This window comes from Streptomyces sp. NPDC005878 (genome assembly GCF_040629815.1).
Classification (GTDB): Bacteria; Actinomycetota; Actinomycetes; order Streptomycetales; family Streptomycetaceae; genus Streptomyces.
Genome location: NZ_JBEXWK010000043.1, coordinates 1 through 23,818, shown reverse-complemented (window position 1 = coordinate 23,818; position 23,818 = coordinate 1). Strand labels below are relative to the sequence as shown.

Below are 23,818 nucleotides of genomic sequence, written 5' to 3'. Positions count from 1 at the left end.
TTGCTGAGTGTCCCAGCCCCCACTGACATCACCGCGGGCCTGATCCCCGAGGCCGGGCCCACCCGGCTTCCCGCTTGCGCTGTTCTTCCGCGCGCCGTCGCCGGGTCTGGCAGAACAGACACAGGTCGGGAGCGTCTTCGTCGACGGCTCCGAAGGGGTGCTCGGGGCACTTCGTAAGCGGCTTCGGCCCGGTGACCTTGTTCACGTACTCCAGGGCGCGCTGGAGGTCCGCCCGGATCTCGTGGAGCTTGCTGTCCGGGGTATCTCGGCTCAGGACCTCCCCGTGTTCACCCAGCAGGCGCAGCGCGCGCCCCAGTTCGGGAATCTGGTTCGGGTTCATGTAAGGACTCCTTCCATCCGGCGGGAGTGTCGGCACTCGCGGCACAGTCCATCGGCGACGGCCGGACCAACGACCAGGATCGGATCGCGACACTCGGCACAGGTGCTTCTGGGCGCCGCCCCCGCGGGGGCCGAACGCGGCGCCGGCACAGGCACGCCCGCCTCGGGCAGACCGGTCTCTGGCGCCTCACGGCTGGCCCGAGCATCCTCGCGGCGCATCTCGCACGACGTGCACACCTCCCCAGTGTGGATGTCGACTCGGTCCTCGCACGACGGATTCCCGCACTCGGGCTGCCACTTCAGCATCGCGCTCAGCGGACCGTACGGCCGCCCGGGCAGGTCCCCGCCGTAGAACAGCTCCGCCCAGTGCCCGTTCCAGCGGGCCATCACCCGGCGCTCCACGAGTTGCTGCGGGGTCCGCTCGTGCGGCTCTTCGGCAGCAAGCGCCGCCAGGATGTCCTCGCTGATGTTGCGAGGGAGGTTCCCCCCGAGGGCCTGGTTCAGATCCGGCGGCAGCAGCGCCCTCACGGCCCGTACGGCCTGACGCTCTTCCCGGGTGAGAGGCCGGCGTGCTTGTCCGGATGCGGCGGAGCCGCGCGCGCGTTCGCCCCTACTACCTGTAGATGCCCTCCGGGCGTCATGGGCGCTACGCGCCGAAGGCGCATCGGGGTCTGGAGAAGGGCTCTGGAGAGGGTTCTGGATATTGGGCAGCATGGGTGCTGCCACCCCAGCAGCATGGGTGCTGCCAGGGGTAGCAGCATGGGTGCTGCTACCCCCCTCTTCGTCCCGGACCTGCGGCGACTCCTGCTGCGCCTCCTTGCGGGCCCCCTTCAGCGCCCTGGTGTTGATGCCTTTGGGCACGCCGCCACGGCGGACTTCCCCGCTCGCGCGCTTCTCCGCCCGACGCTTCTCGATCAGTTCCTTGGCAACATCGGCAGCCCGGACACCGGCGGGCAGCGGGTCCACCCACTCCCCGTTGCCCTGCCACATCAGCGGCGCGTCGTGCAGGTGATAGACGTTCGCATCGTTGTGCGCCGGATTGTCGGGGTCGGTGCGGTGCTCCACGGTCAGCAGGCCGGCGACCTCCATCTCGACCAGCGTCCGGTCGAGCGTGGACAGGGACACCCCGAGCTGCCGGGCGAGCTCCTGCCGGTACGGCTTGCCCATCGCGGTGTTCCGGGCCTGCGTGTCGGCGTACGACACGAGGATCGCGTAGAGCGTTCGAGCGTTCGTGCTGTACCGCGGGTCGCACATCCAGCAGGTCGCGACCATGCCGAAGGGCAGGTTCCCGCCCCGGCGGACTTCAGGATCAAGACTCATCGTCCACCACCGCCGTGTTCGCAATCACGCCGCGTGGACTTGTCACGAGTGCCGTGACAGCCGCTACCCTCGCCATGAGGACCTCTGATTCCAGAGTTGAGCTGATGTTCTCGGTGCAGCGGAGTGGCATCCGCTGTTGTGCTTGAACGGTCGGTCTGCGGGAGCTGCGATCCCCGGGCCGACCGTTCGTGCGTTGTAAGCCAGTTCCGTACGTGCCTGTACGAGGCAGGACGCTCACGCCCGCTTCTTCCCGTTGCGCCCTTCAGGCGCCTTGTCCGGACCACGTCCGACGACAGGGTGCTTCCGGAAGAACGCCAGGAAGGGCTCGGTCTCCATCACGTCCGCGTTCGCCAGGTCCCAGTACGGGTAGGGCCGGTCCGGGCCGAAGGGCCAGTCCTGGTGGACGGAGAGACGTCGGACGCCCTCACGGGTCATGTTCTTTGCCAGACCGAGCCTGACGAGGAGCTGGGCCCCCGTTGCGAACGTCACGACAGGCGGGATGCGCTCCTTGGTGCGGGGGTCGGGGGCCCTCATCTATGGCCCCGGTTCCAGGCGGACGCCTCCCGCACGCGCGCGGGAGCATCGCCAACAAGTACAGTCATGGCGACTGCCTTCCTTGAGGAAAGGGTGGGTTAGTCGAGTGCTGCCGGTTTCGCAGACCGGTGGTGCATAGGACGGCCGGGCGGGGTGGTAGCCCCCTCGGCCGTTCGTGCGTCCAGGCTGGCTTGCTGGGACGCACCAGGGTCAGGCGTCACCATCTCCTTCCTGCGGGCGCAGGGAAGTGGTCCAACGGAGGATGGTCGAGCCTTCGGCCACCTTCACGGCGACCTCGACGACGCGGCCATCTTCCAGCGTCACCGTACGGACGATCTGAGTAACGACGACCACGTCAGCGGTCAGTCCCAGAGCTTCCTTCTCTGCTTCCGTGGCGAGCCGACTGGTGACCTCCTCCAGGACCTGCTCCTGAGCCACGCCCAGACGCGATGCGGCCAGTTCCCGGGAGGCGCCGGTGGATACCGGTTCCTGGAGTTCGGGAGTCACGGCAATCACATAGGCCGGGTAGTAGCTGCTACTCAGGTGCACCGGAACGTCGCCACGGCTGACGACCCGACGCCGTACCTGGACCGGCGTTCCGGGCTCAACTTCGAGCCGCGGCGCGACCAGGGCGTCGGCGCCGACGGTTCCCACTTCGAGGATCCGTGACGTCTCGCCGCCTTCAAGAGCGCTGCCTGTAGCGGCGTGCAGCGCTACACGGGTGCCGATGCCGGTGCTGGCCGGCGTGGTGACGACCGTCTTCCTGCCCGGCCTGGTGAGGACCAGGCCCTCCATCTTGAGAACCCGGTATGCGCGATTCACGGTCGTGTGCGCTACGCCGAACTGTGCGGCGGCGTTCTTGTAGCTCGGCATCTCGTCTCCGGGACGGAGCGTGCCGTCCTGGATCTGCCGACGAAACAGCGCGGCGATCTCCGCATATCCAGGGGTCTCGCGCATGGACTGCCTCCTTTCTCTGTCGAGTGCTGCCCACCTCGTTGTGCGCAGTGCTGCATGACCGAGCGTAGTCCACCGCTAGATGTCGCGCTAGTACTAGCGCTGAGGGTCGATGGGGGTCTACATTGTGGTTGTCGGGAACGGCGGCGGTCCTTAAACGCCAAAGGGCCCGGGTGTGTCACCACCCAGGCCCTTTGGGGCCGCCAAAGCAGCCCGGCGAACCGTGTACCACCTGCGCATACAGGAGGAGATCCGCGTGAATCAGCGTAGCCGCATCACCGGACACACCGCACCCGCCCCGCTCGCCACCGACCCCGACATGTCCGAGGCCCTCCGCCAGGTCATCGCCCAGCAGATCGGCCCCCGCCGCCCCGGCCTGATCTACGGCAACGTCGACGGGGAGTTCCGTGTCGACGCCGTCATCACCGACCGGTCCGAGGCCCGCCGGATCCTGAAGCGGCGCGGGGCCCAGTTCGCGGTCATCGTCACCGACCACACCGGCACCCAGCAGGCGCTCGGTTCCGTGTGGACCGGTTCGGACCGTGTCCTGAAGGCGGTGTCGTGATGGACAACTCCGACCGCCTGACCCTCGCGCTGTTCGGTGCGCTCGTTCGCCTGGTCCCGCAGGACGACGACCAGGAAACGGCCGTGCGGTGCACGTTCCGCAACGCCGCTGGGGACTTTGTCGGCGAGGTGAAGATCCCCGAGAACGTCGCCCGGGCCGTGCAGGAAGCCCTCACCTCGCTGGGGGACTTTGCGGCCGACGCGGCCGACGGTGACGGTGACGGTCCGGCGGACAGCCCGTACGCGCACATCGTCGACGAGTACTCCTTCCCGGACCCCGACCTTGAGGCCGCTGTCGAGGCGGTGTTCGCGGAGCCCGAGCAGACCGAACTCGGGAACTGGGACCGTGAGGTGATGGAGGCCGCAGTCTCCGGCCAGCCCGGCGCCCTGCGCGATCTCCTCCCGAAGGTCCTGGACGCCTCGGACGGTCCGGACGCCCCGCACGCTCCGGAGGACGACGACGACCTGCCGCTGCCCGACGTGGCCGCCGTGGACAACGCCGACTGGGTCGGCAAGGGACACATCACGCTCGACCGCACCGACTCGGCGGGGGAGCAGTGAACGGCCCCGCCTCACAGGCCGCGAGCACGGTACGGACGTCGCCCCGCAGTGCCATGCCGCCGATCGGCCCCGACCTCGCGGGCGCCCTGGACGACCTGGAGTACATCCACCCCGGGATCGACCTGATCCGCGACGGGATCCGTCTCCTCGCCACCGAACGCCTCACCGCCGACCGGACCCAGACGCTCCTCGCCGCCCTCGCGGGCTCCGACGGCGCCGACGTCCTCACCCTGCTCACGCTCCTGATCCAGCGCCTCACCGACGCCGACACCAACCCGGCCCTGCGCCGTATCGACCCCGCCCTCCTCGCCACGATCAGGGCCCTCGGGGACCAGGCCGCCTACACGACCCACGAGTTCGCCCCGCGCGACCTGGTCGCCGAAGCGTCCGGCCTGATCTACGAGGCCACCACCGACTGACCCACCCGACCGGAGTACCAGCAGCGCCACGCCCTCTGAGAGGAACTCCCGATGGCCGCTACGACCCGCAAGCACCGCGTCACCGAGTACACGATCCTCAACGATCAGCGCGATCACCTCGACCTCAGCCTCACCCAGGCCAAGGACCGGATCCGTTCAGCGCGTCGCCACGCCGACACCTTCCACACCTACAAGTTCACGACCCGCGACAACACCCCCATGCACGTCGCCTACGCCCACTACCAGCCGAACAGCCCCCGGCACGGCTTCAGCAAGTACGGCGCCGACGTCACCCGCATCTACCAGCTCACCGAGGCCGCCGTATTCGCCGCCTTCGGCCTGTCCGAGCGGGACAACACCAAGCCCTGACCACCCCTCCCGGGGGTCCGGCCGACCCGCGACGGCCGGACCCCCACCTCTTCCACCGACGGAGAGACTCCATGAACAAGCTCCCCGAGGCCATCAGCGCCCACATCGCCGACGCCATCCAAATCGCCCTCGTCCTGGGCGCCCTCGTGTTCCTCACCCTGCGCATGAACGCCCTCGGGCACGGCGCGATCATCTTCGGGCTCGCCCTGTTCTTCGTCGGCCTGGCCGCCGTCATGCCCCTGAGCCACCTGCTCGGCACCCTGCACCAGTCCCTCCACACACGCGTCTACCGGTGTCCGGACTGCCCGACCACGATCCGGGTCACCCACGGCACCCCCGAGGACCCGGCCCGCTACGGCGCGATGGCCCTCGACCACCCCCTCCACCGCCTGCCCGACCCGGCCGCGCCCACAGCCCCCGACACCACCCCTGACCGATGAGCGCCCCCGACACCGCCCTGCCCCAGGGCACCAACGGCACCTGGACAACCGCCGACTACGAGTCCTACGAGGTCCTGCACCTCACCACCCCCGAGCACATCCAGGCCGCCCACGACGCGGAACCCCTCCTACGGCTCTACCTCGCCGCACTCTTCCCGCCAGACGGCGCCCCGCAGCACCCCGCCTACCGCTACTCCCCGAAGGCGGTGTGACGTCATGGTCTTCGTCCTCATCACGCTGAGCCTGCTCTGGCTCGCCGCAATGATCGCGTTCACCCTCCATGCCCTCTTCGCTCCGGTTCGCTGAACGGAAGGACACCGATCCCGTGACCACCGCCCCGGCCGGCCCCCAGCCGCTTCAACTCCCCGCCACGGGGGAGGGGACGCCCCTGCCCACCGCCGGGGCCACCACCCCCACGCCCAGTCCGGCACCCGACCGGAAACCGATACAGCTCACCCGCCTCCACCACATCCTCATCGCCCTCGTGGTCGCCGGGACCGCGGTCATCGCCGCGCTCGGCTTCGCCGGGTCCTACCACGCCGTCACCGAACTCGCCGCGCAGAAGGGCTTCGGATCCTTCGCCCGCTACTTCACCATCGGCGTCGACTGCGGCATCGGCGTCCTCCTCGCCCTCGACCTCCTCCTCACCTGGCTCCGCATCCCCTACCCCCTGCTCCGCCAGACCGCCTGGCTCCTCACTGCCGCCACCATCGCCTTCAACGCCGCCGCTGCCTGGCCCGACCCCATCGGGGTCGGCATGCACGCCGTCATCCCCATCCTGTTCGTCGTCTCCGTCGAAGCCGCCCGCCACGCCATCGGCCGCATCGCCGACATCACCGCCGACAAGAACATCGACGGCGTCCGCCTCTCCCGGTGGATCGTCTCCCCCCTCGGCTCCTTCCGGATCTGGCGCCGCATGCGCCTGTGGGAGATCCGCTCCTACCAGCAGGTCCTGAAGCTGGAGCAGGAGCGCCGCATCTACCGCGCCCAGCTCCGCAAGAAGTACGGCCGCGGCTGGCGCCGCAAGGCCGGCGCCGACGAGCTCCTCGTGCTCAGCCTGTCCCGGGACGGGCTGTCCGTGGCCGAGGCGATTGCGCTTCCGCAGAAGGAGGCCGATCAGCAGGAGGAAGCCGCGGCAGCCCGGCGGGCCGCGGTGCGGGCCCGAACCGAAGCAGCAGCCGCTGCCGAAGCGGAAGCGAAGCACCAGACCGAGCTGCGTGCAGCCCAAGCCGAAGCGAAACGCCGAACCGAACTCGCCTGGGCGGAAGCAGCCGAAACCGAAGCCCGGCTCACAGTGGAAGCGAAGCAGCGTGCCGAAGCCGAAGCGGCTCGGGTGCTGCACGCCGAAACGGAAGCGAAGCTCGCCCGTATCGCCCGGGCAGAAGCAGACGCCGAAGCCGAGGCCGAAGCGAAGCGCCTCCAGCACGCTGCCGAAGCGGCCAGGATGGAAGCCGAAACCCTCGCTGCCCAGCAGGCCGCCCGCGAGGCGCAGGCTCGGCAGGACCGCCAGGACCGTGCCCGCGAGCAGGCCCAGCAGCTCGCCAGGGCCACCCGAAACCGAAGCGGTGACGCGCCCACTTCGGGATCGGCCGCTTCGGCACCGGCTTCCGGAACCGCATCGGGCTCGGGCCGCCGCGCCGTTTCCGTTTCCGGTTCGTCTCCCGCGCCGCTCGGCGACAAGCGGTCGAAGCGCCTCGACCAGATCACAGAAGTCCTCGCCCGCATTGCCGAAGCTGAGGACCCGAAGTCGGTGTCCCTGGCCTGGGTCCAGGAGCACTTCGGGCTGTCCCAGACCACCGCGTGGGACCGGCTGCGTACCGCCCAGGAGATGTGGGACGGACAGAACCAGCGGGGAGCGAGCGCCTGATGGACACCACCGCCCGCCGGACTCCGCCGTCCGCGCCCGCCCGGCCCCGGCCGCTCACCCCCCGCTCGCCCGCACGCCCCGCAGCCCCGGCCGCCCCCGTCGTGCCGTCGTGGGGGGAGCGGCTCCTGCCCGCCGCCGTACGGCACGCCCTCGCCGACCTCGACTGGTGGCAGCACCCCGCCCCCCAGCCCCCCTCCCTGCACCTCCTCCAGGTCGTCACCGTCCTGCGCCGCTACGGCTGGTGCCGCTCCCTCGACGTCACCGTCACCGGCCGCATGTGCCAGCGCGGCGCCATGAACCTCCTCCAGAAGACCGGCCACGTCACCCCCCGCGCCCGCGCCCGCGCCGAGCACTACCTGGCCCTCGCGCTCGCCGAACACGGCGTGACCATGCACTACACCGCCTGGAACGACCTGCCCGACCAGACCCTGGCCAGCGTGGAAGAGCGCCTGATCAGGGCCGCGCACCTGGCACGACAGAACGGAGAGTGAAATGTCCGCCCACGACGACGAGTTCGACCGGATGGTCCAGCGACTTCAGATGACGGGACCCGAGGAATCCGCCGCCCCGGGCCCCTACGGCTACGCCGCCCCCCATAAGGCGGGACTCACCAAACGCGGAAGGGTCGCCCTCGCTATCAGCGCGACCGCTCTGGCCACCGGTGGTCTCCTGACCTGGCAGCACTACGACGCGCAGGCCTCGGCGAACCAGGCGAAAGCCGCTGCATTGCAGCTTCAGCGCGATCAGATCGCCCTGGAAATGCAGAAGGAACTCAACAAGTCGACGCTCACCACGCAGAAAACGCAGAGCGCCGCCGGGAAAGAACGCCAGCAGCAGATCGACGCGTGCGTGGAAAACAATAAGGGGCTGGTCGGGAAGCAGCTCGGGGCGACCCTGGGGAGCGTCATCGCCGACTGTCAGAACCAGTACGGCGGCGCCGGCACGGACACCATGCAGTCCGCTGCGTCCAGCAGGAACACCACGGCCGCCGACGGCGGGGGCTCCAGCGTCAGCCCGGCGGTGTTCCTCGGAGTCACCGCCCTCGGCCTGGGCGTCGCCTTCGCCGTCCGCAAGGGCACCCGCAGCGACGCTACGTAACCGAACCGAGTCACCACCACTCACTCACCACCAGCCGAAACCGCAGGACCACCCCACCCATGGGGCCCGGTTCCGGGTCTCGTCCCTGGTGGTCGGTGAGTGGTGGTAGCCCACGATCGCTACCGACAGTGAGGAACGTGATGGCGAGCGACACGGCTCCCGCCGCCGTACCTGAACCCTCCGGGGCCCCCGATGGGGCGCCCGCCATGGGCGGCCGGATCACGGGCGCCCTTGCATCGCTGCTCCAGCCCATCGACCCCGCCCGCTCCACCTTCGACCTCACCCCGGACGCCAACGCGCCCGCCGACACCGGCCAGGGCGAGCCCGTTGCCATTACGGCGCCCGGCACCAGTGCCGATTACCACACCTACGACGACCATTCCTCATCCGGGGGCTCCTCCAGCCGCCCGCGTGTCGAAATGCAGAGCATTTGGAAGGCATGGCTCCTGGCCGGTGCGGAGCGCTGGAAGAAAGGCGCGGATACCAGGAACAAGCGCCTCGATGTGCAAAAGGCACGTGCCCAGGCCTTTCAGACGAAGGAAGCCCGCACCGTCAACCGGTCGGAAAAGATCGTCGGTGGTGCCACCAGCTCCGGAACCAATTCCGTCACGAATGCCGGTAAGGCCCTGAACAGCAAGAGCGACAACGGCCGTTCGACGAAAGACACCAGGAAGTCCAACGGCGCGGGCCACGAACGACACAGCGGATCCCAGGGAGCCACGGGCCGCGGCCGTGGCCATGGCGCGTCCGGAGGCGCCAGCGGCCACGGCGGCGGGCGCGGTCACGGGAACGGACGCGGGCATGGAGGCGGAGGCGGTAACGGCCGCCACGGCGGCGGCGGGCACGGCGGCGGCAACGGTCACGACGGGCAGGGCAAGGCGCAGAAGCCGCCCAAGAGCCCCACCGGCAGCGACAAGCCGTCCCCGGGCAGCCCCGGCGGCGGCAGCGGCAGCAAAGACGCGAAGGGCGGAGCGGCAGGCACTGGCGGGGCCGGGAAAGCGGGCGGGCCGGGCAAGGCCGGAAAGGACGGCTCCGCGGGCAAGGACGGACAGCACCGCCCCGGAGACGGCTCTCGGGGCGGTCGCGGCCGCGACCGGGTGGACCTGACCAAGGACCGCGCCACCAGCCCCGAGAGCCCGGACAGCAAAGGCGGCAAGGGCGGCAAGGACCGTTCCGGCGGCGCCCCCGGCAGCGGGCAGCAGCACACGCCGCTGACCGGAGCGGACGGCAAGCCCTACGACACCCGCGAGTCCCGCGAGGCCGGCCACCGCGACGGTGTCCGCGCCGCCCGCATCGTCGGCCACCTGGCCGCCTACAAGGACGGCGTCAAAGACGGCTGGGGAGACCAGAAAGCCGTCAACGCCCAGGACAAGGCCCGCCTGGACCAGGCGCACGCCGACTACACCAAGACGAAGCGCCCCGACGCAGCGCCCGAGGAGGACCAGGACATGGCAGGCGGCTACACCGCAACACCCATCGAGGTCGTGAGCATCGACGCCAAGAACATCCAGCTCGGTGACGGCGCGGACCGCCCCGTCGTCTCACGCGGCGAAGTCCGCAACTTCGTCACGTTCGTCGCCCGCCTCGAAGCGAAGACGGACGTGATGGCCAGGGTCGCCGACGCCACCAAGGGCCTGGCCGCCGAAGCCGAGGAGCAGGCCCAGGAAGTCAACCGGCTGCTGGAACAGGCCAAGTCCGACACGACCCAAGCCGGGGAGAACGTGATCGGCAAGCTCGCCAGGCTGGCCGACGACGCCAAGGCGCAGGGCGACAAGGCCGCAGACGTCCACAGGCGGGCACTGCGCGCCGCAGAGGCATGCAAGACGCTCCTGACCAATGTGAGGACCCGCTACGAGCCGGTCTTCAGGGCCGTCGTCGACTCGCCCGAGACACGGCCGGCAGAGCTCAGCTTCTACCGCGACCGCGGATACGACACCGCCGCCTGAAACGGAGATCACCATGGCAGAGCTGACCAACAAGGGCCTTCAGGCCGCCGTCAACAGCCTCGCGAGGAAGGTGTCCCGCAACGCGGAGAGCATCGCGGGAGAGGCCCGGAAGATCGACGAGGACGCGCAGGACACCCTGCGCGTCGCTGAGCAGATCGCCGCGAAGAAAGTCGACCGGGACACCGTCGCGGAGACCCGCGACTTCGCGAAGATCACCGCCGGGCTGTCGGAGGGCATCCTCGCGTACGCCTCGGCCGGACACGACACCGCCAAGGCCGCCCAGGCCGCAGCCGAGCAGACGCGCGCCTCCCACGACGGCATCGACGAAGCCCTTTCCCGCTCACCTGTCGACGGCATCTACGACGTCGACGCCGACTGGTTCGCTCAGGCCTGACACCCGCATCCGTCCCCGGTCCATTCCGCACGTCAGGAGAACACCCCCGTGTCCACGAACGCCGCGAGCAAGGACCGCTCCGCGACCACCGAGCGCCTCGTCGCCTCGGCCGAGACCCTCGCGCCCATCGCCACCGGGATCACCGCCCCCCTCCTGGACGGAGGGGCCGCGTTCACCACCACGATGGCGTACGGCGTCGGCGCGGCGTTCGTGGCCGCGAACTACATGAACCGGCTGTCCCCCGCGCTCCTCGACCAGATGCCCGCCTCGGACATCATCACCGCGCACCGCACCACCCTGGGCATCTCCACCCTCACCGCCGGCATGGCCCTCGCCATGGGCGTCCTCCAGGGGCCCTCCGGCGCCGACGCCCTCATGGCCGGAGTCCTCACCCTGCCCTCCGTCCCCGGGATCCTTTCCCTGGGCTGGTGGGCGGCTGTCGGCCTGGTGCCGCTCAAGCTCCGCAGTGTCCGCTCCTCCCGCCGCAAACAGCGGTCCCAGCACCCCGGGCAGGCCACGGGCGACAACGGCCAGCCCGCCACGCTTGCCGAGCAGATCCTCCGCGCGTGGGGGACGGTCATCTCCCACCACGACACCGGCTCCCACAAGCACCAGGTCCTCACCGACGTCCACGTCTACATCAGCGCCGCGGACCCGACCGTGCTGGTGCGCTGGACGGGGAGGATCCTCGCGCCCGCCGGCACCAGCGTCCCCGTCAACCACTCGCTGAAGCTCGCTGTGTCTTCGCTGTACAAGACCAACCCGGCCTGGATCACCATCCGGCCCGGGGAGCACGCCGGTGAGGCCCACATCACCGTGAACTACCAGCGTCCCGCCGAACTCGACCCCACCACGCTCGCGGGCGCCTGGGCCAAGTACGCGGCCCGCCCGGGCGGCCTGATGCCCCACACGCACCTGGAACAGGTCCAGCCCGACCCCAACACCGGCGGAGAGGCCGCGTACGTCGTCGCCGACGACGACCTCGACCTCCTCAAGACCCCGAGCCAGATGGAACTCGCCGGGGCCCTGCGCACTTCCCCCCTGCTCGTGTCGTACGAGCCAGTCCCCAACGACCCCCGCCGGGCCAAGGTCCGCATCATGAAGGAGTCGCCCCTGGAGAAGGGCTTCCCCTTCCCCGGCCTCGACGCCATGACCGCGTCCAAGGGCGGCCGCATCCCCCTCGGCCGCACCATGCCCGGCCACCCGGCCATGCTGCCGATCATCGACCCGACCCTCGGGGCCCTGCACTTCGTCGTCATCGGCGCCACCGGCTCCGGCAAGGGCGGCGCCGTACAGGTCATCTGCCTGGGCTACCACGCCAACGGGGCCGCCATCCTCTACGCCGACCCCAAGGCCGCCTCCAACCCCGCCATCCCCAAGATGGCCGCCTACAGCGGCCTCGGCGACTACGGCGCCCTCGGGACCCTGCGCGTCTCCTACGCCCTCGCCCAGCACCGCAAGGCAGAAGCCGCCCGCTACGAGCTGAAGAACTTCCAGCCCTCCGCCATGCGGCCCCTGGCGCCGACCATCCTCGACGAGGCGAACAAGCTCCTCGCTCCAGGCGTGGCGAACCGCAAGGAAGCCGTCCACATCGTCGGCGAGCTCACCTCCCAGGGCCGGTTCATCGGCATGCCCGTCGGCATCGTCAACCACGTCCTCAACCTGGAGCAGATCGGCGGCGAGCAGGCCATCCGCTCCAACCTCATCTACGGCGGCTCGTGGCTGATCCTGCGCTGCGACCGCGACCAGATGAACCTCGCCGACCTGCCCGACGGATTCAAGGGCATCGACCCCGCCGACATCCCCGCCGTGTGGTCGACCGGAGAGGACTCCCTCATCTACGACCCCGAGATGCCCGACAACGACCCGCTGCGGACCTTCGGCCTCGGCTTCCTCGCCGCCCCCGGCGGGCGGCCCGGCATGCAACGCATCTGGACCCTCGAAGACGCCACCGACCACATCCAGCGCGACAAGGTCGCCATCCCCGAGGACTTCCCCGACTGGAGCCCCGGCTACCTCGAAGAGATCGCCAACACCCCCATCCCCGGATTCGAAACCAAGAGCGACAGCACCGAAGGCGACGGCGACAGCAACGGCCCCCGCTACACCAGCGGCGTCGACCTGCCCAAGAAGGAGCCCAGCGCCGACGAGTCGGTCATCAAGGTCCTCACCGAACACGCCGACCCGCTGCACCTGGACGCCCTCAACGGCGCCGACCTCGACCCCGACGAGTACGAAGTCCAGTACGTCAGCAAAGCCGCCCTGCTGAACCTGACGGGCCTGAACGAAAACACGCTGACCAACACCCTCGGCCGCCTGGTACGAGCCAAGAAGATCCACCGCAAGGGCAAGGGCGAATACGGACTGGGACCCGGGCCTGACAGCGACTGACAGCGACCGGACCGACAAGACGCCTCACCCATCCGCAGGAACACGCGCCGTGGGGAGCTCGCACCCTGACCGTCGGGCACCGGGGGAGAGCGCCTCAGACAAACCCGCGATCGTGCGCCACGCTTGTCCTACACGGTCAGGCCGGGGAGACCCCGGACGTCCCCGCGCCCACCTCCCCGGCCCGGCCGTAACCCCCCACCGGAGCGGCTCCGAGCCCCTCCGAGCCGAGGCCCCCAGGTCCCCCTGACCCGGGGGCCTCCGTGCGTCACAACCCCGGATGCTCACCGAACCAGCCCACCATCTGCTGCAACGGCTGACTCACCGCGAAGGTGTTGCCTTTCGCGCCGAGGTTGTCGCGCCCGTAGTGATCCGCCCGCTCATCCGCCAGATTCACCAACCGGATCGGCTCCGCATACACGGCCGGATCCTTCGCCTGCATCGCCGTACGCAGCACCTCAGCAGCCGCCAGCTTCTGCGTCACCAACGCCTGGCACTCGTCCGCCGTCGTACAGCCAGGCGCATCCGCCGCCATGTACGCATCCAGCGCCTCACTCACCGACGGCCCCGCAGAAGCCGACACCGACACCGACACCGACACCGACGGGGACGCCGCCTTCCCGCTCCCCCCGTCGTTGCCGTCCCCGCCGCAGCCCGCGACACCAACCACCGCCAGCAGCACCGCCACGGCCATCCCCACCCCACCCATGCGCTTCATGACCGGCAGGATCACACCCGCCACCGGCCCGGGGGAAGCCAAACGCCCGAACCGGGGGATCATCGAGATAGGCGCGGGGCCTGACACGACATGGGGGGAGCCCCACCGCCATGCCCCACTCCAAGGCAGAGACCGCCGCAGTCGCCGCCCGCCGCACCAAGTTGGTGCAGCTGCGCCGCCGTGGCGTGCGCTACGACGACCCAGCCATCCTCGAACTCGGCTACTCCTCCAGCCAGCACGCCTCCAAGGACATGGAACGTGCCCTCGAACAAGCCCTGGACGAGCAACGCCTGGAGGCGTCCCTGTTCCGGCAGCAGGAGAACGAGCGCCTCGATGCCCTCCTGGATGCCGTCTGGGACCGAGCCACCTCTCCGAGCCCCGTGTTCGACAAGGAGGGCATCCAGATCTCCGAGGAGGTCGACCTGAAGGCGGTGGACACGGTCCTGAAGCTCATGGACCGACGGGCCAAGCTGAATGGGCTGGACGCACCCGTCAAGGCCGAGCTGTCCGGTCCCGGCGGCGCACCGGTCCGTCTGGACCATGTGGGGCTGGCCGAGCTCAACGAGCTGATCTCCCGAGCCGGTGACCCCAGCGACGGCGAAGCCGAAGACGACCAGCAAGACGACGATCTCCGCTACGTCGACGAGGACGACAATGACGACGCCGACGAGGCCTGACCTCGACCACGCAGTCGTCTCCGAGGCGGAAGAGACGCTACGGCTCATCGCCACCTACCGCCGCATGCCCCGGGTGGAACGCCGCCGCATCGCCCGGCGCGCCAGCCCCGAAATGCGTGCCGCCCTCGCTGAGGTCGAGTACGCCATAGCGCTCGAGCGCTCCCCGGGGTCCATGGCCGTCACCCTCACCGACGGCCTGGAGATGCAGGCCCCCCACCTCGCCCTGATCGACCGCCTCTTCCAGCGCATGGCGCGCGGCGAGTCCATCAAAGCGCTCATCACCATGCCCCCGCGGCACGGCAAGAGCCAGCGAGCCGCCCGGTGGGCGCCCCTGTGGTACCTCGCCCGCCACCCCGACCACCGCATCATGATCGCCTCCTACGGTGCGGACCTCGCCGAGGAACACTCCCGCTGGATCCGCGACGCCATCAACACCTACGGCCCCCAAATCGGCCTCGCCCTCCACGCGGGCAGCAAGGCCGCCGCACGGTTCGACCTCGCCGACCCCGCCACCGGCGCGCGCCTACGCGGCGGGCTGGTCGCCGCAGGCGTCGGAGGAGGGCTCACCGGCAAAGGCGCCCACCTCGCGATCGTCGACGACCCCATCAAGGACGCAGCCGACGCCGAATCCCCCACCCTCCGGCGGCGCCTGTGGTCCTGGTGGACAGCCGTCCTCAACACCCGCCTCGAACCCGAGGGATCGATCCTCGTTATCCAATGCATAGTGGCATCTATGCGTGTACTCACAGGGGAGGGGCGATGGGTGCCCATCGTCGACATGAAGCCCGGCGACACCGTTGTGTCGCTGAACGCCGACCACACGGCGCTGACGACCGCGAAGATAATCGGACAGCGGCTCAGCGGCCATGACGAGACCCTGACGGTCAAAACGGATCGCCTGGCACTTCAGGTGAACCCCAGGCACCCCTTCGCTGTGCTCCGTCGCGGCAGCGAGATCCGACCAGACACCAGCGACCTCCACTGGGTCCGCGCCCGCGATCTCAAAGTGGGTGACATTGTCATCACCGCGAAGTCCATGCCCGACGACTATGTGTCGGCTGACGTGCTGCCCGACGGCACCGAAGTCGACGAACAACGCGCATGGCTCCTGGGGTACATGACCGGGGACGGCTGGGTGACCCGACATAAGCGCGTGAATCAGCAGGGGCAGCCGTATTCGTACGCGGTGTGCATCGCGCGGACACGCAGCAAGAAGGAGCACAAGGCGGACACCGACACCCGCGCTCGCGAGGCACTGGAAGCCTGGTCCACGAGCCGGGTCTACGAGACGAGCGGGGGCTACTGGCGAACCGACTGGGCGGCAGGCGGCCGGCTTCTCCACCAGATGGGTTACGGCAAAGGAGCTCGCAGCAAGCAGATCCCCGACTGCGTCTGGGGATGGTCACCAGCCCTCCGACGCGCCTACCTGAAGGGCTACGCCGAAGCGGACGGATCGCTCCAGTGCACCGGGAAGGTCCGAGAAAGCGGGCCGGTCTGGCGCATCGGGTCCGTCAGTCAGACGCTCCTCGAAGAGGTACGCTACCTTGCTCTGACGTGCGGAATCCGCCCAACTACCGTGTACGTCGACAGGCCCCGTACGTACCAGCCACCCCATAGCCCCACGCCGGTCGAAACCATCCTCTGCTCGATAGGCCTCTCCTTCGGCCCCGACTTGGCAGAAGGCCGTGGTCTGCTACGCGGCGGCAACCATCCCAACGCGCAGCAGATCCGGTACGAGCGGATCCGGGCTGTCGATCCAGGGCCCACAGTCCCGGTGTACGACCTGGCCGTAGCAGGAACCGAGAACTTCGTCGCTGAGGGCTTCGTCGTCCACAACACCCGCTGGCACGAACAGGACCTCGCCGGGAAGATCCTCGAAGGGCAAGACGCCGACGACTGGATCCGCCTGGACCTGCCCGCCATCTGCGACTCCGAAGACGACCCGCTCGGCCGCCCCCTCGGCTCTGCCCTCTGGCCCCAGCGCTACAACCGCCGGACCCTGACCAAGCGGCGCACCGCGGTCGGCGAGCGCGTCTGGTGGAGCCTGTACCAGCAGAAGCCCCGCCCCCTCGAAGGCGGCGTGTGGCAGTGGCCGTGGATCACCGACAACCGGATCAGCCCGGTCGCGTTCAAGGGCGTCGACCTGTCCCGCATCGTCGTGGCCGTCGACCACGCCGGCGGCGCCGGTGACGGCCACGACGACGTCGGCATCGTCGGCGCGGGCCGCACCAGTGCGGGGGAGTACTACGTCCTCGCGGACAAGTCGGAGAACCTGGGCGCCGACACCTGGGGCCTGAAGGCCTGCCGCCTCGTGATCGAACTCCAAGCCGACGCCGTGATCATCGAGGACAACTTCGGCGGCGACATGGCCGAGCAGATCATCATCCAGGCCTGGCAGCAGCTCGAACGCGACGGCGAGACGAAGGGCATGCTCAGGCCCGCGATCATCCCCGTCCACGCCCAGCAGGGCAAACGCCTGCGCGCCGAGCCCATTGCCCAGCTCTACGCCCAGGGCCTGGTCCACCACGTCGGGGAGTTCCCGCGCCTGGAGGGCCAGTTGGTCACGTGGATGCCCGGCATGGACTCCCCGGACCGCATGGACGCCCTCGTGCACGCCCTGACCGAACTCGCCGACCCCGCCGCCGTCCCCGTCGGCACCAGCCAGTACGGCGACAGGCGGCTCGCTGGACGGCGATGAGTTTGACCCCCGCCGGATGCCAGGGAACACCCGGCCCCCCTTGCCCGTACGCTGATCACATGGCGCGGGGCCTGGGTGTGGGAGGGATCCCGTTGGGCCTCAAGCAGATCGCCATCGATACCTGGTCGTGGCTCAACTACAAGCCGATCTTCTCCGATCCGAACCTCGGCATCCCCAACCGCCGCGCCTTCCCAGAAGCCCGCGCCTCGTGGGTGCCGGCGTCGGAGGAGCGGCGCCTGGCCGCGTACAAGGTGCTCGCCGCCTACGACAACAACCAGGCCGGGGAACTCGCAGAGATCCGCGACGGCGCCTCCGCGCGTGAGCGGCGTGAGTTCGGTGATCCGTCGATGTTCATCGACACGCTCGTCTCCCACGTGCTGGGCCGGGAGCAGCACATCAGCGTGCCCGGCGCCGAGCAGGACGCGCAGGAAGGCGGCGGGCGGGCGGTCGCGGAGCGGGTCCAGGAGCTCCTGCGGGAGTGGGCCAAGCACGAACTGCTGTCGATGCGGCTGCTCCAGGCCGAGCGCAAGGCTGTCAGCCTGGGCGACGCGGTCATCGTGTCGTACTGGGACGCAGGCAAGCGGCGCCCGCGGCTGAGCGTGTTCGACCCCGGCTTCTACTTCCCCGTGCTGGGGGAGGACGCCGACGGCGTCGACTTCCCCGACCGGGTGCACCTGGCGTGGAACCTCGAAGAGGACCCGCGGCGCGGCCTGAAGGAACGCGTACGGCGCATCACCTACGAGCTGGGCCCCATCCAGCCGCTGACCGCCTCCGGCGTCGACCGGCACGGCCGGGAAGTCCGCGCCCCCGTCCTCGCCTCCCCCGAGGGGGACGTGGAGGGCGTGCCTGCCCCGGTGCTGAGCCGCGGCGACCAGAGCGACGCGCAGGGCCGCATCAGCCGCCTGTACCCGTGGAACGACGAGCCGTCCTACGTCACCTGCTACCTCACCGACGCGACGTGGGAGCTCGGGGACCTGAAGGCGGGCGTTGACGTCGATTCCCTGCCCATGGACAGGGCGCGCTTCGCTACGTCCCCGGCCGGGGAGGTCCTCGACCACCTCGATTTGATGATCGACTTTGTGCCGGTGCTGCACCTGCCGAACACCGTGCCGCAGGCCGGGGAGCACTGGGGCCAGTCCTCCCTGGCCAAGCCGTTGCAGGTGTTCGACGAGCTCGCGGGCACCGACACCGATTCCTCGCGGGCGTCGGCGACGACCGGCCAGCCCATCATCAGCATCTCCGGACGCCCCGCCGGCAAGGACCGCGGCACCATGCAGATGGCGCCCGGCATGATGATCGAGCTGGGGGAGAACGGGCGCATGGACGTCCTGAACACTGCCGCCCAGCTCGCCGAGCTCCGCAACCACCGCGCCGACCTCGCCGACCAGGCCGCCAACGTCGCCCGCCTGCCTGCGGTGTCGCTGGGCACCATGGACCCTTCCAAAGTGCCCTCGGGGTATGCGCTGGAGCTGTCGCTGGGGCCGCTGGATTCGATGGTCGGCGCGATGCGCCTGGCCCGCGCCCACAAGGACGACCTGCTGCTGAAGTTCGTGCAGCGCCTGTTCATCGCGGGGCAGCATCCCGACTGGGCGGGCCTGAGCGTGCAGCCCGCCGAACTGATGCGGGGCCCCTACACGCCCACCGACAAGAATGCTGTCCTCACCCAGGTCACCACCGCCTACACGGCGCACGTCGTGTCGCTGGAGACGGCGGTACGGATGCTGATGGACGCGGGCTGGCCCATTGAGGACGCGCAGCAGGAGATCGACCAGATCCAGTCCCGCGAGTTCGAAGCGGCCCGCGCCCTCGCGGACGCCACCGGCGACAGCGGCGCGGTCGGTGACTTCCTCGGCCTGGACCTCAACCCCGACCCCGCGCCGCCGGTCGTCCAGCTCCCGCCCGTGCCCGGCCAGAACACCGACCCCCAGCCCCCGAACCCCGGCCCCAACACCGGCCCCGGAGGCGGGCAGGGGAGCGGGGGCAACGGATGACCGGATCCGTGCTTACCTTGATCTCAGGCGCGGGGCCTGGACTTACGGGAGGACTGTCCCTCATGCGCCGCCCCGCGCTGTACCGCCCCGCCCCCGCCGACACCACGGCCTGGACGCACCCGTACACGGGACTCGCCGCCGTGGCCGTCTTCTACAACGACGGCGGAGGCGCCCCCCAGCCTCCCGCCCCGGCCGCGCCGCCCGCTCATGCTCCCGGCCCGGTTCCCGGCCCCCCGGCACCGGCTCCCGCTCCCGGGGCTCCTGAGCCCCTCATCGACCACGAGACCGGCGTCGCGATGACGCAGGCCCGCTTCTCGAAGATCATGACGAGGGAGAACGGGAAGGGCCGCACCGCCGCCCTGCGGGAACTCGCCGAGGCAGCGGGCCTGACCTTCGACCCCGAGACGACCTCCGCCGAGACCTTCGCCAAGATGATCAAGGATGCGGAGACGGCCCGCCAGGCGCAGCTCTCCGAGGAGCAGCGCCGCACCGAGGAACTCGCCGCCCGCGAGCAGCAGATCGCCGACCGCGAGCGCCAGGCGCAGGAACGCGAGGCCGCCGCCGCCCGCCGGGACCGCGAGTCCCGCATCCGTGCCGCCCTCGTCGGCCTGGGCGCCACCGGCGACGACCTCGACGACGCGACCGCGCTCCTGCGGGTCGCCGACGACGCCGACGACGCCGCGATCACCCAGGCGGCTGAGGCCCTCAAGAAGCGGCGCGCAGAACTGTTCGGCGGCACCAGCCCGTCGACACTTCCCCCCGCCCCGTCGGGCGGCCCGGCCGGCGGGCCCCCGCCGCGCAACCAGCCCGGCTCCAAGGACGCCGTCGCGGAGGCCGCGCGCAAGCGGGCCGAGGCGATGGGACTGCGCACCAGCGCCTGACCAGACCAGCCAGACCAGTACGACCCGCAGGGACCACGCCCTCACCCCCCGTGGACGGCACCACGCAGGTGCCTCTCGCAATCCGCATCAGCGAAAAAGGGGAGAGTCGGCGTGGATATCCAGCCGTACACCACCACCGAGACACTGGGCATTGGCCGCCAGTGGCTCATGAGCATGCTCGGTATCGAGGCCAATCAGACGGTCACCCTCGACCTCACGGCGTTCGACGAGACCCTCCACTGGACGGAGGCCAGCAAGTACCAGCCGGAGCGGAAGCTGAAGTCGGGCATCCCGCTCGGGAAGAACACGGCCACGGGCCTGTACGAGCCGTACGCGGCCGTCACCAACGAGGTCCAGACCGCCACGATCACCGGCGCGCCGACGGGTGGCACGTTCACCCTGACGTTCTCCGGGCAGACCACCGCGGCCATCGCCTACAACGCCACGGCCGCGGCCGTGCAGGCGGCCCTGGAGGCGCTGTCCAACGTCACCCCGGGCGACATCGTCGTCACCGGCAACGCGGGCGGCCCCTACACCCTCACCTTCGGCGGCCAGTACCTCGGCGACAACGTCGCCAGCGTCACCGCCACCGCCTCCCTCACCGGCGGCACCACCCCCGGCGTCACCATGGCCACCAGCACGGCGGGCGGCACCGCCACCGCATCCGACGGCACCCAGAAGTTCGCCGGGTTCCTGTTCACCGAGGTGTCCTTCTACCCGGGCTCGACGAAGTGCGCGGCGCCGCTGATGGTCCACGGCCAGATCGACGTCTCCAAGCTGCCCGTCGCATTCGACCCGGCCGACGTCCCGGCCGGCTCCAACACCCAGTTCGTCTACAAGGTCTGAGGAGGACCAGGTCATGGCTAACGACATGCTCGAAGTCCTCCTGAGGGACATCAACGCCACCGAGATCAATGCGTTCGTGCGGGCGATCCAGACCCCGGCGGACTACCTGCTCACCCAGTCGGTCATCGCCGAGCGCACCGTCAACTCCGTGAAGTGGCAGTCCCGGAGCTCGAGGCGCCGGGTCGCCGCGGCAACCTACCGCGCGTGGGACGCCCAGACCCGCGTCGCCAAGCGCGAGTTCACGCAGATGGTGACCGAGGGCAAGCTCCTGCCCCTGGGACAGAAGTACATCATCGGCGAGCTGGAGACGATCCTGGAGAACGTCTCCCACGGCATGGACGCCACCCAGCTCATCGACTCCATCTACGAAGACGCCGCCGCGCACGTGCTGTCCATCAAGCACCGCATGGAGCTCGCCGCCGGCGACCTCCTCACCGACGGCAAGTTCACCCTCGCCGGGGAGAACAACCTCGTCCTGGAGGCGGACTACAAGGTGCCGTCGGCGAACAAGCCGACCGCGCCGACCGCGTGGACCGACCCGGCCGCCGACATGCTCGCCGACGAGATGCGCTGGCTGGAGGTGCTCCGCTCCTCGGGAGCGCCCTCCCCGGACATGGCGCTCACCTCGTACAAGACGATGGCGCTCGCCATGGGCAACGCCTCCTACCGGGCGGCGTACTACGGCAGCGTCAGCCCGTCCGCGACGCCCACCGCCGTCCTCAACCAGGACCAGGTCAACGTCGTGCGGGGCCGCTACGGCCTCCCGCCGATCACCACGTACGACGTGAAGATCCCCCTGGACGACGGCACCGACGTGCGGGCGCTCCCGGAGAACATGTTCTTCCTGATCCCGCCGAACCGCAGCCAGTGGGCGGAGACCCAGTACGGCCTCACCGCCGAATCACTGGTCCTCTCCAGCGGCAGCAACCCCTCCATCGACCGCGAGGAAGCGCCGGGCATCATCGTCACGTCCGGCTACCAGGACGACCCGGTGCAGGTGTGGACCAAGGGGGCGGCAGCTGCACTGCCGGTCATGTACACCCCCGACATCCACATCGCCGCGACGGTGTGGTGAGCCATGGCCTCCCCGCAGCTCGCAGCAACGGTCTACGTCCAGGACCCCGAAACCCACCAGACGGTGACGCTGGCGGAAGGCACCTGCCCGCCGCCGCATCTGGCCGCACTGGTGACGAACCAGGCCGCGTGGGTCGACGGGAAGCTCCCCCGCCTGAAGACCCAGACCCCGCCGAAGGATCCGTCGACGGATCCGCAGGGGGGCAGCGACCCAAATCCGCAGGACGGGGGCGGCCCGGGAGCGGACGACGACCCGGCCGCCGCCTCTGGCGGGGATGGCGACCCGGACGATCCCGCTGACCCCGCCTCCTCCGACGGGGCGGCGGAGCCGAAGCCGGCCGCGAAGAAGGCGGCCACCGGACCGGCCCGGGGCCGGAAGGCCGCTGGGGAGGGCAACGGCGGCCAGTAAGCGGTGTGCGGGCCCGGCCCCGGTGGGGGCGCCGGGCCGGGCCCGCACCCGCCCACCCCCCCTTCCACCCTTCCACCCGCGATCGGAGGAGCCCATGGACGCCGCCGTGCGCGCCTGGCTGCTCGCCCAGCTCGGCACCAGCACCGACCTCGCCGACCTCGACACCCGCTACCTGCGTCTGGGCTCCGCGCGTGCCGTCGCCATCGAGATCCTCTACGAACGCAAGGCCGAGCTGATCAGCCAGCCCGCCACCCTGAACGTGTCCTCGGTTATCGCGGTCGGCTACACCGAGAACATCCGCGCCCTGGAACGGCAGATCGCCGCCCTGGAGAACGGCATGCCGCCCGCGCCCGACGACGACGCACCGGGCTGCGACGACGACGCTTCCGGCCTCGGGGTGCTCTTCCTGAAGGAACGGCCCCGCCGATGACCACCCCCGTCCGTACCCCCCAAGCGGGCCTGGAGCACCGCACAGAGATCCTGGCCCTGATCGTCGCCGCCGCCGGACGTCTGACCGCGGCATGGCATCGCCTCACCGCCGCCCAGGACGTCCTGCTGCGACGTCTGGAGCGGCTGCGGGCCTCCCGGGACAACGTCGGCTCCCTCGCAGCGCTGCGCCTGGCCCTCAATGACTTCAACCGGGCCGTGGGCGACTTCGACCGCGAGGCCCGGGTGTTCGCCGAACGGTGGGCCGCGACCGACCTCCCGGCCGCCTACCGCGACGGCGCGCTGCGCGCCCTGCGCTCCATCAACCGGCCCCCCGCCATGTTCACCTGGACCAGCCCCCACCAGATGGCCATCACCGGCCTGTCCGCCCAGTACTACGCCGACCTCGTCGGCCGCATGAACGAGGCCGTGCGCCGCGCGCAGGCCTTCGCCCGCGCGGCCCGCGACCAGGCCCGCACCCCCCAGGGAGTGCGGGCCGCCGACCTCCTGGCCGCCCACCCGCTCGACACCGTCGTCTACGCCAACCAGGCCCGCCACCCTGTACAGGGATGGGCGCGCGCCGCGACCGCCGCCCAGATCGTCTCCACCGCGAACCGCGGCGCCATCAACGTGGCCCGCTACGAGCTGGGCGCTCAGTGGATGGAAGTCGTGGACGGCCCCGAGTGCGGCTGGGTCAGCCACCCCGACGGCGACCTGGCGCACGGCAGCATCCGCGCGGTCGAGGAGTGCGAGATCTACCCGATCGCGCACCCCGGCTGCATCAGGCAGTTCATCCCCCGGCCCGACCTCACCGGCCGACTCGTGGACGGCGGGCTGTAGTGCGCGTGATCCTGCGGTCCGGTGACCGCTCCGTCGACATCCGCCTCAAGGGAAGCCCTGGCGCC

25 protein-coding genes and 1 pseudogene are annotated in these 23,818 nt (G+C 70.2%); 21 read left to right on the top strand and 5 right to left on the bottom strand.

Annotated elements, in window-relative coordinates:
- Positions 1-88: 88 nt before the first annotated feature.
- The 4 genes and pseudogenes from ABZ404_RS36915 to ABZ404_RS36900 all read right to left on the bottom strand — a co-directional run.
- Positions 89-340 (bottom strand): annotated as a pseudogene (locus tag ABZ404_RS36915) (hypothetical protein); the annotation flags it as partial.
- Entirely contained in the window at positions 337-1,659 is a 1,323-nt protein-coding gene (locus ABZ404_RS36910) for a hypothetical protein (RefSeq protein ID WP_358991417.1), read from the bottom strand. The pseudogene ABZ404_RS36915 and the gene ABZ404_RS36910, both read right to left, overlap by 4 nt.
- A 234-nt stretch (positions 1,660-1,893) precedes the next feature.
- Positions 1,894-2,148 (bottom strand): hypothetical protein, encoded by a 255-nt coding sequence (locus tag ABZ404_RS36905; RefSeq protein ID WP_358837486.1) that lies wholly within the window; start codon positions 2,146-2,148, stop codon positions 1,894-1,896.
- A 255-nt stretch (positions 2,149-2,403) separates the two neighbouring features.
- Positions 2,404-3,150, bottom strand: a complete 747-nt coding sequence (locus ABZ404_RS36900; RefSeq protein ID WP_358991415.1) for a GntR family transcriptional regulator — start codon at positions 3,148-3,150, stop codon at positions 2,404-2,406.
- Between the two features lie 253 nt (positions 3,151-3,403).
- Here ABZ404_RS36900 and ABZ404_RS36895 point away from each other — a divergent pair, with 253 nt between their 5' ends.
- From ABZ404_RS36895 to ABZ404_RS36840, 12 genes are all read left to right on the top strand, one after another.
- Positions 3,404-3,712: a hypothetical protein gene (locus ABZ404_RS36895; RefSeq protein ID WP_358837484.1), complete on the top strand. Its 309-nt coding sequence runs from the start codon at positions 3,404-3,406 to the stop codon at positions 3,710-3,712.
- Positions 3,712-4,272 (top strand): hypothetical protein, encoded by a 561-nt coding sequence (locus ABZ404_RS36890; RefSeq protein WP_358837483.1) that lies wholly within the window; start codon positions 3,712-3,714, stop codon positions 4,270-4,272. Before ABZ404_RS36895 ends, ABZ404_RS36890 begins: the two co-directional genes overlap by 1 nt.
- Positions 4,269-4,691: a hypothetical protein gene (locus ABZ404_RS36885; protein ID WP_358991412.1), complete on the top strand. Its 423-nt coding sequence runs from the start codon at positions 4,269-4,271 to the stop codon at positions 4,689-4,691. Before ABZ404_RS36890 ends, ABZ404_RS36885 begins: the two co-directional genes overlap by 4 nt.
- Before the next feature lie 51 nt (positions 4,692-4,742).
- On the top strand, positions 4,743-5,060 hold the full coding sequence (locus tag ABZ404_RS36880) for a hypothetical protein (protein ID WP_358991409.1): 318 nt from the start codon (positions 4,743-4,745) through the stop codon (positions 5,058-5,060).
- A 71-nt stretch (positions 5,061-5,131) separates the two neighbouring features.
- The gene (locus tag ABZ404_RS36875; protein ID WP_358991406.1) at positions 5,132-5,500 is read left to right on the top strand and encodes a hypothetical protein; all 369 of its coding nucleotides are present in this window, start codon (positions 5,132-5,134) and stop codon (positions 5,498-5,500) included.
- Positions 5,497-5,712 carry a hypothetical protein gene (locus ABZ404_RS36870; protein ID WP_358991403.1) on the top strand — a complete coding sequence of 72 codons (216 nt, stop codon included), beginning with the start codon at positions 5,497-5,499 and terminating at the stop codon, positions 5,710-5,712. Before ABZ404_RS36875 ends, ABZ404_RS36870 begins: the two co-directional genes overlap by 4 nt.
- Before the next feature lie 233 nt (positions 5,713-5,945).
- Entirely contained in the window at positions 5,946-7,367 is a 1,422-nt protein-coding gene (locus ABZ404_RS36865) for a DUF2637 domain-containing protein (protein ID WP_358991576.1), read from the top strand.
- Positions 7,367-7,858, top strand: coding sequence for a hypothetical protein (locus ABZ404_RS36860; RefSeq protein ID WP_358991400.1), 492 nt, complete (start codon positions 7,367-7,369; stop codon positions 7,856-7,858). Before ABZ404_RS36865 ends, ABZ404_RS36860 begins: the two co-directional genes overlap by 1 nt.
- Before the next feature lies 1 nt (position 7,859).
- Positions 7,860-8,465: a hypothetical protein gene (locus ABZ404_RS36855; protein WP_358837885.1), complete on the top strand. Its 606-nt coding sequence runs from the start codon at positions 7,860-7,862 to the stop codon at positions 8,463-8,465.
- Positions 8,466-8,605: 140 nt separating this feature from the next.
- Positions 8,606-10,411 (top strand): hypothetical protein, encoded by a 1,806-nt coding sequence (locus ABZ404_RS36850; RefSeq protein ID WP_358991397.1) that lies wholly within the window; start codon positions 8,606-8,608, stop codon positions 10,409-10,411.
- Between the two features lie 13 nt (positions 10,412-10,424).
- Complete coding sequence (locus ABZ404_RS36845; protein ID WP_358837459.1) at positions 10,425-10,805, top strand: hypothetical protein; 381 nt, start codon at positions 10,425-10,427, stop codon at positions 10,803-10,805.
- 48 nt (positions 10,806-10,853) lie between these two features.
- Positions 10,854-13,196 carry a hypothetical protein gene (locus ABZ404_RS36840; RefSeq protein ID WP_358837458.1) on the top strand — a complete coding sequence of 781 codons (2,343 nt, stop codon included), beginning with the start codon at positions 10,854-10,856 and terminating at the stop codon, positions 13,194-13,196.
- A gap of 265 nt (positions 13,197-13,461) precedes the next feature.
- Here the strand turns inward: ABZ404_RS36840 and ABZ404_RS36835 are convergent, their stop codons facing one another.
- Positions 13,462-13,926, bottom strand: coding sequence for a hypothetical protein (locus ABZ404_RS36835; RefSeq protein WP_358991394.1), 465 nt, complete (start codon positions 13,924-13,926; stop codon positions 13,462-13,464).
- 95 nt (positions 13,927-14,021) lie between these two features.
- On the opposite strand from ABZ404_RS36835, the gene ABZ404_RS36830 reads away from it, so the two are divergent.
- The 9 genes from ABZ404_RS36830 to ABZ404_RS36790 all read left to right on the top strand — a co-directional run bounded on the left by ABZ404_RS36830 (position 14,022) and on the right by ABZ404_RS36790 (position 23,753).
- Complete coding sequence (locus tag ABZ404_RS36830; RefSeq protein WP_358991391.1) at positions 14,022-14,588, top strand: hypothetical protein; 567 nt, start codon at positions 14,022-14,024, stop codon at positions 14,586-14,588.
- On the top strand, positions 14,566-17,286 hold the full coding sequence (locus ABZ404_RS36825; protein ID WP_358991388.1) for an LAGLIDADG family homing endonuclease: 2,721 nt from the start codon (positions 14,566-14,568) through the stop codon (positions 17,284-17,286). Before ABZ404_RS36830 ends, ABZ404_RS36825 begins: the two co-directional genes overlap by 23 nt.
- Positions 17,287-17,345: 59 nt before the next feature.
- The gene (locus ABZ404_RS36820; protein WP_358837753.1) at positions 17,346-19,277 is read left to right on the top strand and encodes a hypothetical protein; all 1,932 of its coding nucleotides are present in this window, start codon (positions 17,346-17,348) and stop codon (positions 19,275-19,277) included.
- A gap of 62 nt (positions 19,278-19,339) precedes the next feature.
- Complete coding sequence (locus ABZ404_RS36815; protein WP_358991385.1) at positions 19,340-20,158, top strand: hypothetical protein; 819 nt, start codon at positions 19,340-19,342, stop codon at positions 20,156-20,158.
- Between the two features lie 111 nt (positions 20,159-20,269).
- Positions 20,270-21,004 carry a hypothetical protein gene (locus ABZ404_RS36810; protein WP_358837841.1) on the top strand — a complete coding sequence of 245 codons (735 nt, stop codon included), beginning with the start codon at positions 20,270-20,272 and terminating at the stop codon, positions 21,002-21,004.
- 13 nt (positions 21,005-21,017) lie between these two features.
- Positions 21,018-22,079, top strand: a complete 1,062-nt coding sequence (locus tag ABZ404_RS36805) for a major capsid protein (RefSeq protein ID WP_358991382.1) — start codon at positions 21,018-21,020, stop codon at positions 22,077-22,079.
- Positions 22,080-22,082: 3 nt separating this feature from the next.
- Positions 22,083-22,487: a hypothetical protein gene (locus tag ABZ404_RS36800; protein WP_358991380.1), complete on the top strand. Its 405-nt coding sequence runs from the start codon at positions 22,083-22,085 to the stop codon at positions 22,485-22,487.
- Between the two features lie 94 nt (positions 22,488-22,581).
- Positions 22,582-22,917, top strand: coding sequence for a hypothetical protein (locus tag ABZ404_RS36795; protein WP_358991377.1), 336 nt, complete (start codon positions 22,582-22,584; stop codon positions 22,915-22,917).
- On the top strand, positions 22,914-23,753 hold the full coding sequence (locus ABZ404_RS36790; RefSeq protein WP_358991374.1) for a hypothetical protein: 840 nt from the start codon (positions 22,914-22,916) through the stop codon (positions 23,751-23,753). The genes ABZ404_RS36795 and ABZ404_RS36790 overlap by 4 nt, the downstream gene beginning before the upstream one ends.
- Positions 23,754-23,818 lie beyond the last annotated feature (65 nt).

Bases quoted from the DNA above. Each gene is read 5' to 3' on its own strand.
- ABZ404_RS36910 (WP_358991417.1), bottom strand. From the start codon at position 1,659: ATGAGTCTTGATCCTGAAGTCCGCCGGGGCGGGAACCTGCCCTTCGGC.
- ABZ404_RS36900 (WP_358991415.1), bottom strand. From the start codon at position 3,150: ATGCGCGAGACCCCTGGATATGCGGAGATCGCCGCGCTGTTTCGTCGG.
- ABZ404_RS36890 (WP_358837483.1), top strand. From the start codon at position 3,712: ATGGACAACTCCGACCGCCTGACCCTCGCGCTGTTCGGTGCGCTCGTT.
- ABZ404_RS36880 (WP_358991409.1), top strand. From the start codon at position 4,743: ATGGCCGCTACGACCCGCAAGCACCGCGTCACCGAGTACACGATCCTC.
- ABZ404_RS36875 (WP_358991406.1), top strand. From the start codon at position 5,132: ATGAACAAGCTCCCCGAGGCCATCAGCGCCCACATCGCCGACGCCATC.
- ABZ404_RS36870 (WP_358991403.1), top strand. From the start codon at position 5,497: ATGAGCGCCCCCGACACCGCCCTGCCCCAGGGCACCAACGGCACCTGG.
- ABZ404_RS36860 (WP_358991400.1), top strand. From the start codon at position 7,367: ATGGACACCACCGCCCGCCGGACTCCGCCGTCCGCGCCCGCCCGGCCC.
- ABZ404_RS36855 (WP_358837885.1), top strand. From the start codon at position 7,860: ATGTCCGCCCACGACGACGAGTTCGACCGGATGGTCCAGCGACTTCAG.
- ABZ404_RS36850 (WP_358991397.1), top strand. From the start codon at position 8,606: ATGGCGAGCGACACGGCTCCCGCCGCCGTACCTGAACCCTCCGGGGCC.
- ABZ404_RS36845 (WP_358837459.1), top strand. From the start codon at position 10,425: ATGGCAGAGCTGACCAACAAGGGCCTTCAGGCCGCCGTCAACAGCCTC.
- ABZ404_RS36830 (WP_358991391.1), top strand. From the start codon at position 14,022: ATGCCCCACTCCAAGGCAGAGACCGCCGCAGTCGCCGCCCGCCGCACC.
- ABZ404_RS36825 (WP_358991388.1), top strand. From the start codon at position 14,566: ATGACGACGCCGACGAGGCCTGACCTCGACCACGCAGTCGTCTCCGAG.
- ABZ404_RS36820 (WP_358837753.1), top strand. From the start codon at position 17,346: ATGGCGCGGGGCCTGGGTGTGGGAGGGATCCCGTTGGGCCTCAAGCAG.
- ABZ404_RS36815 (WP_358991385.1), top strand. From the start codon at position 19,340: ATGCGCCGCCCCGCGCTGTACCGCCCCGCCCCCGCCGACACCACGGCC.
- ABZ404_RS36805 (WP_358991382.1), top strand. From the start codon at position 21,018: ATGGCTAACGACATGCTCGAAGTCCTCCTGAGGGACATCAACGCCACC.
- ABZ404_RS36800 (WP_358991380.1), top strand. From the start codon at position 22,083: ATGGCCTCCCCGCAGCTCGCAGCAACGGTCTACGTCCAGGACCCCGAA.
- ABZ404_RS36795 (WP_358991377.1), top strand. From the start codon at position 22,582: ATGGACGCCGCCGTGCGCGCCTGGCTGCTCGCCCAGCTCGGCACCAGC.
- ABZ404_RS36790 (WP_358991374.1), top strand. From the start codon at position 22,914: ATGACCACCCCCGTCCGTACCCCCCAAGCGGGCCTGGAGCACCGCACA.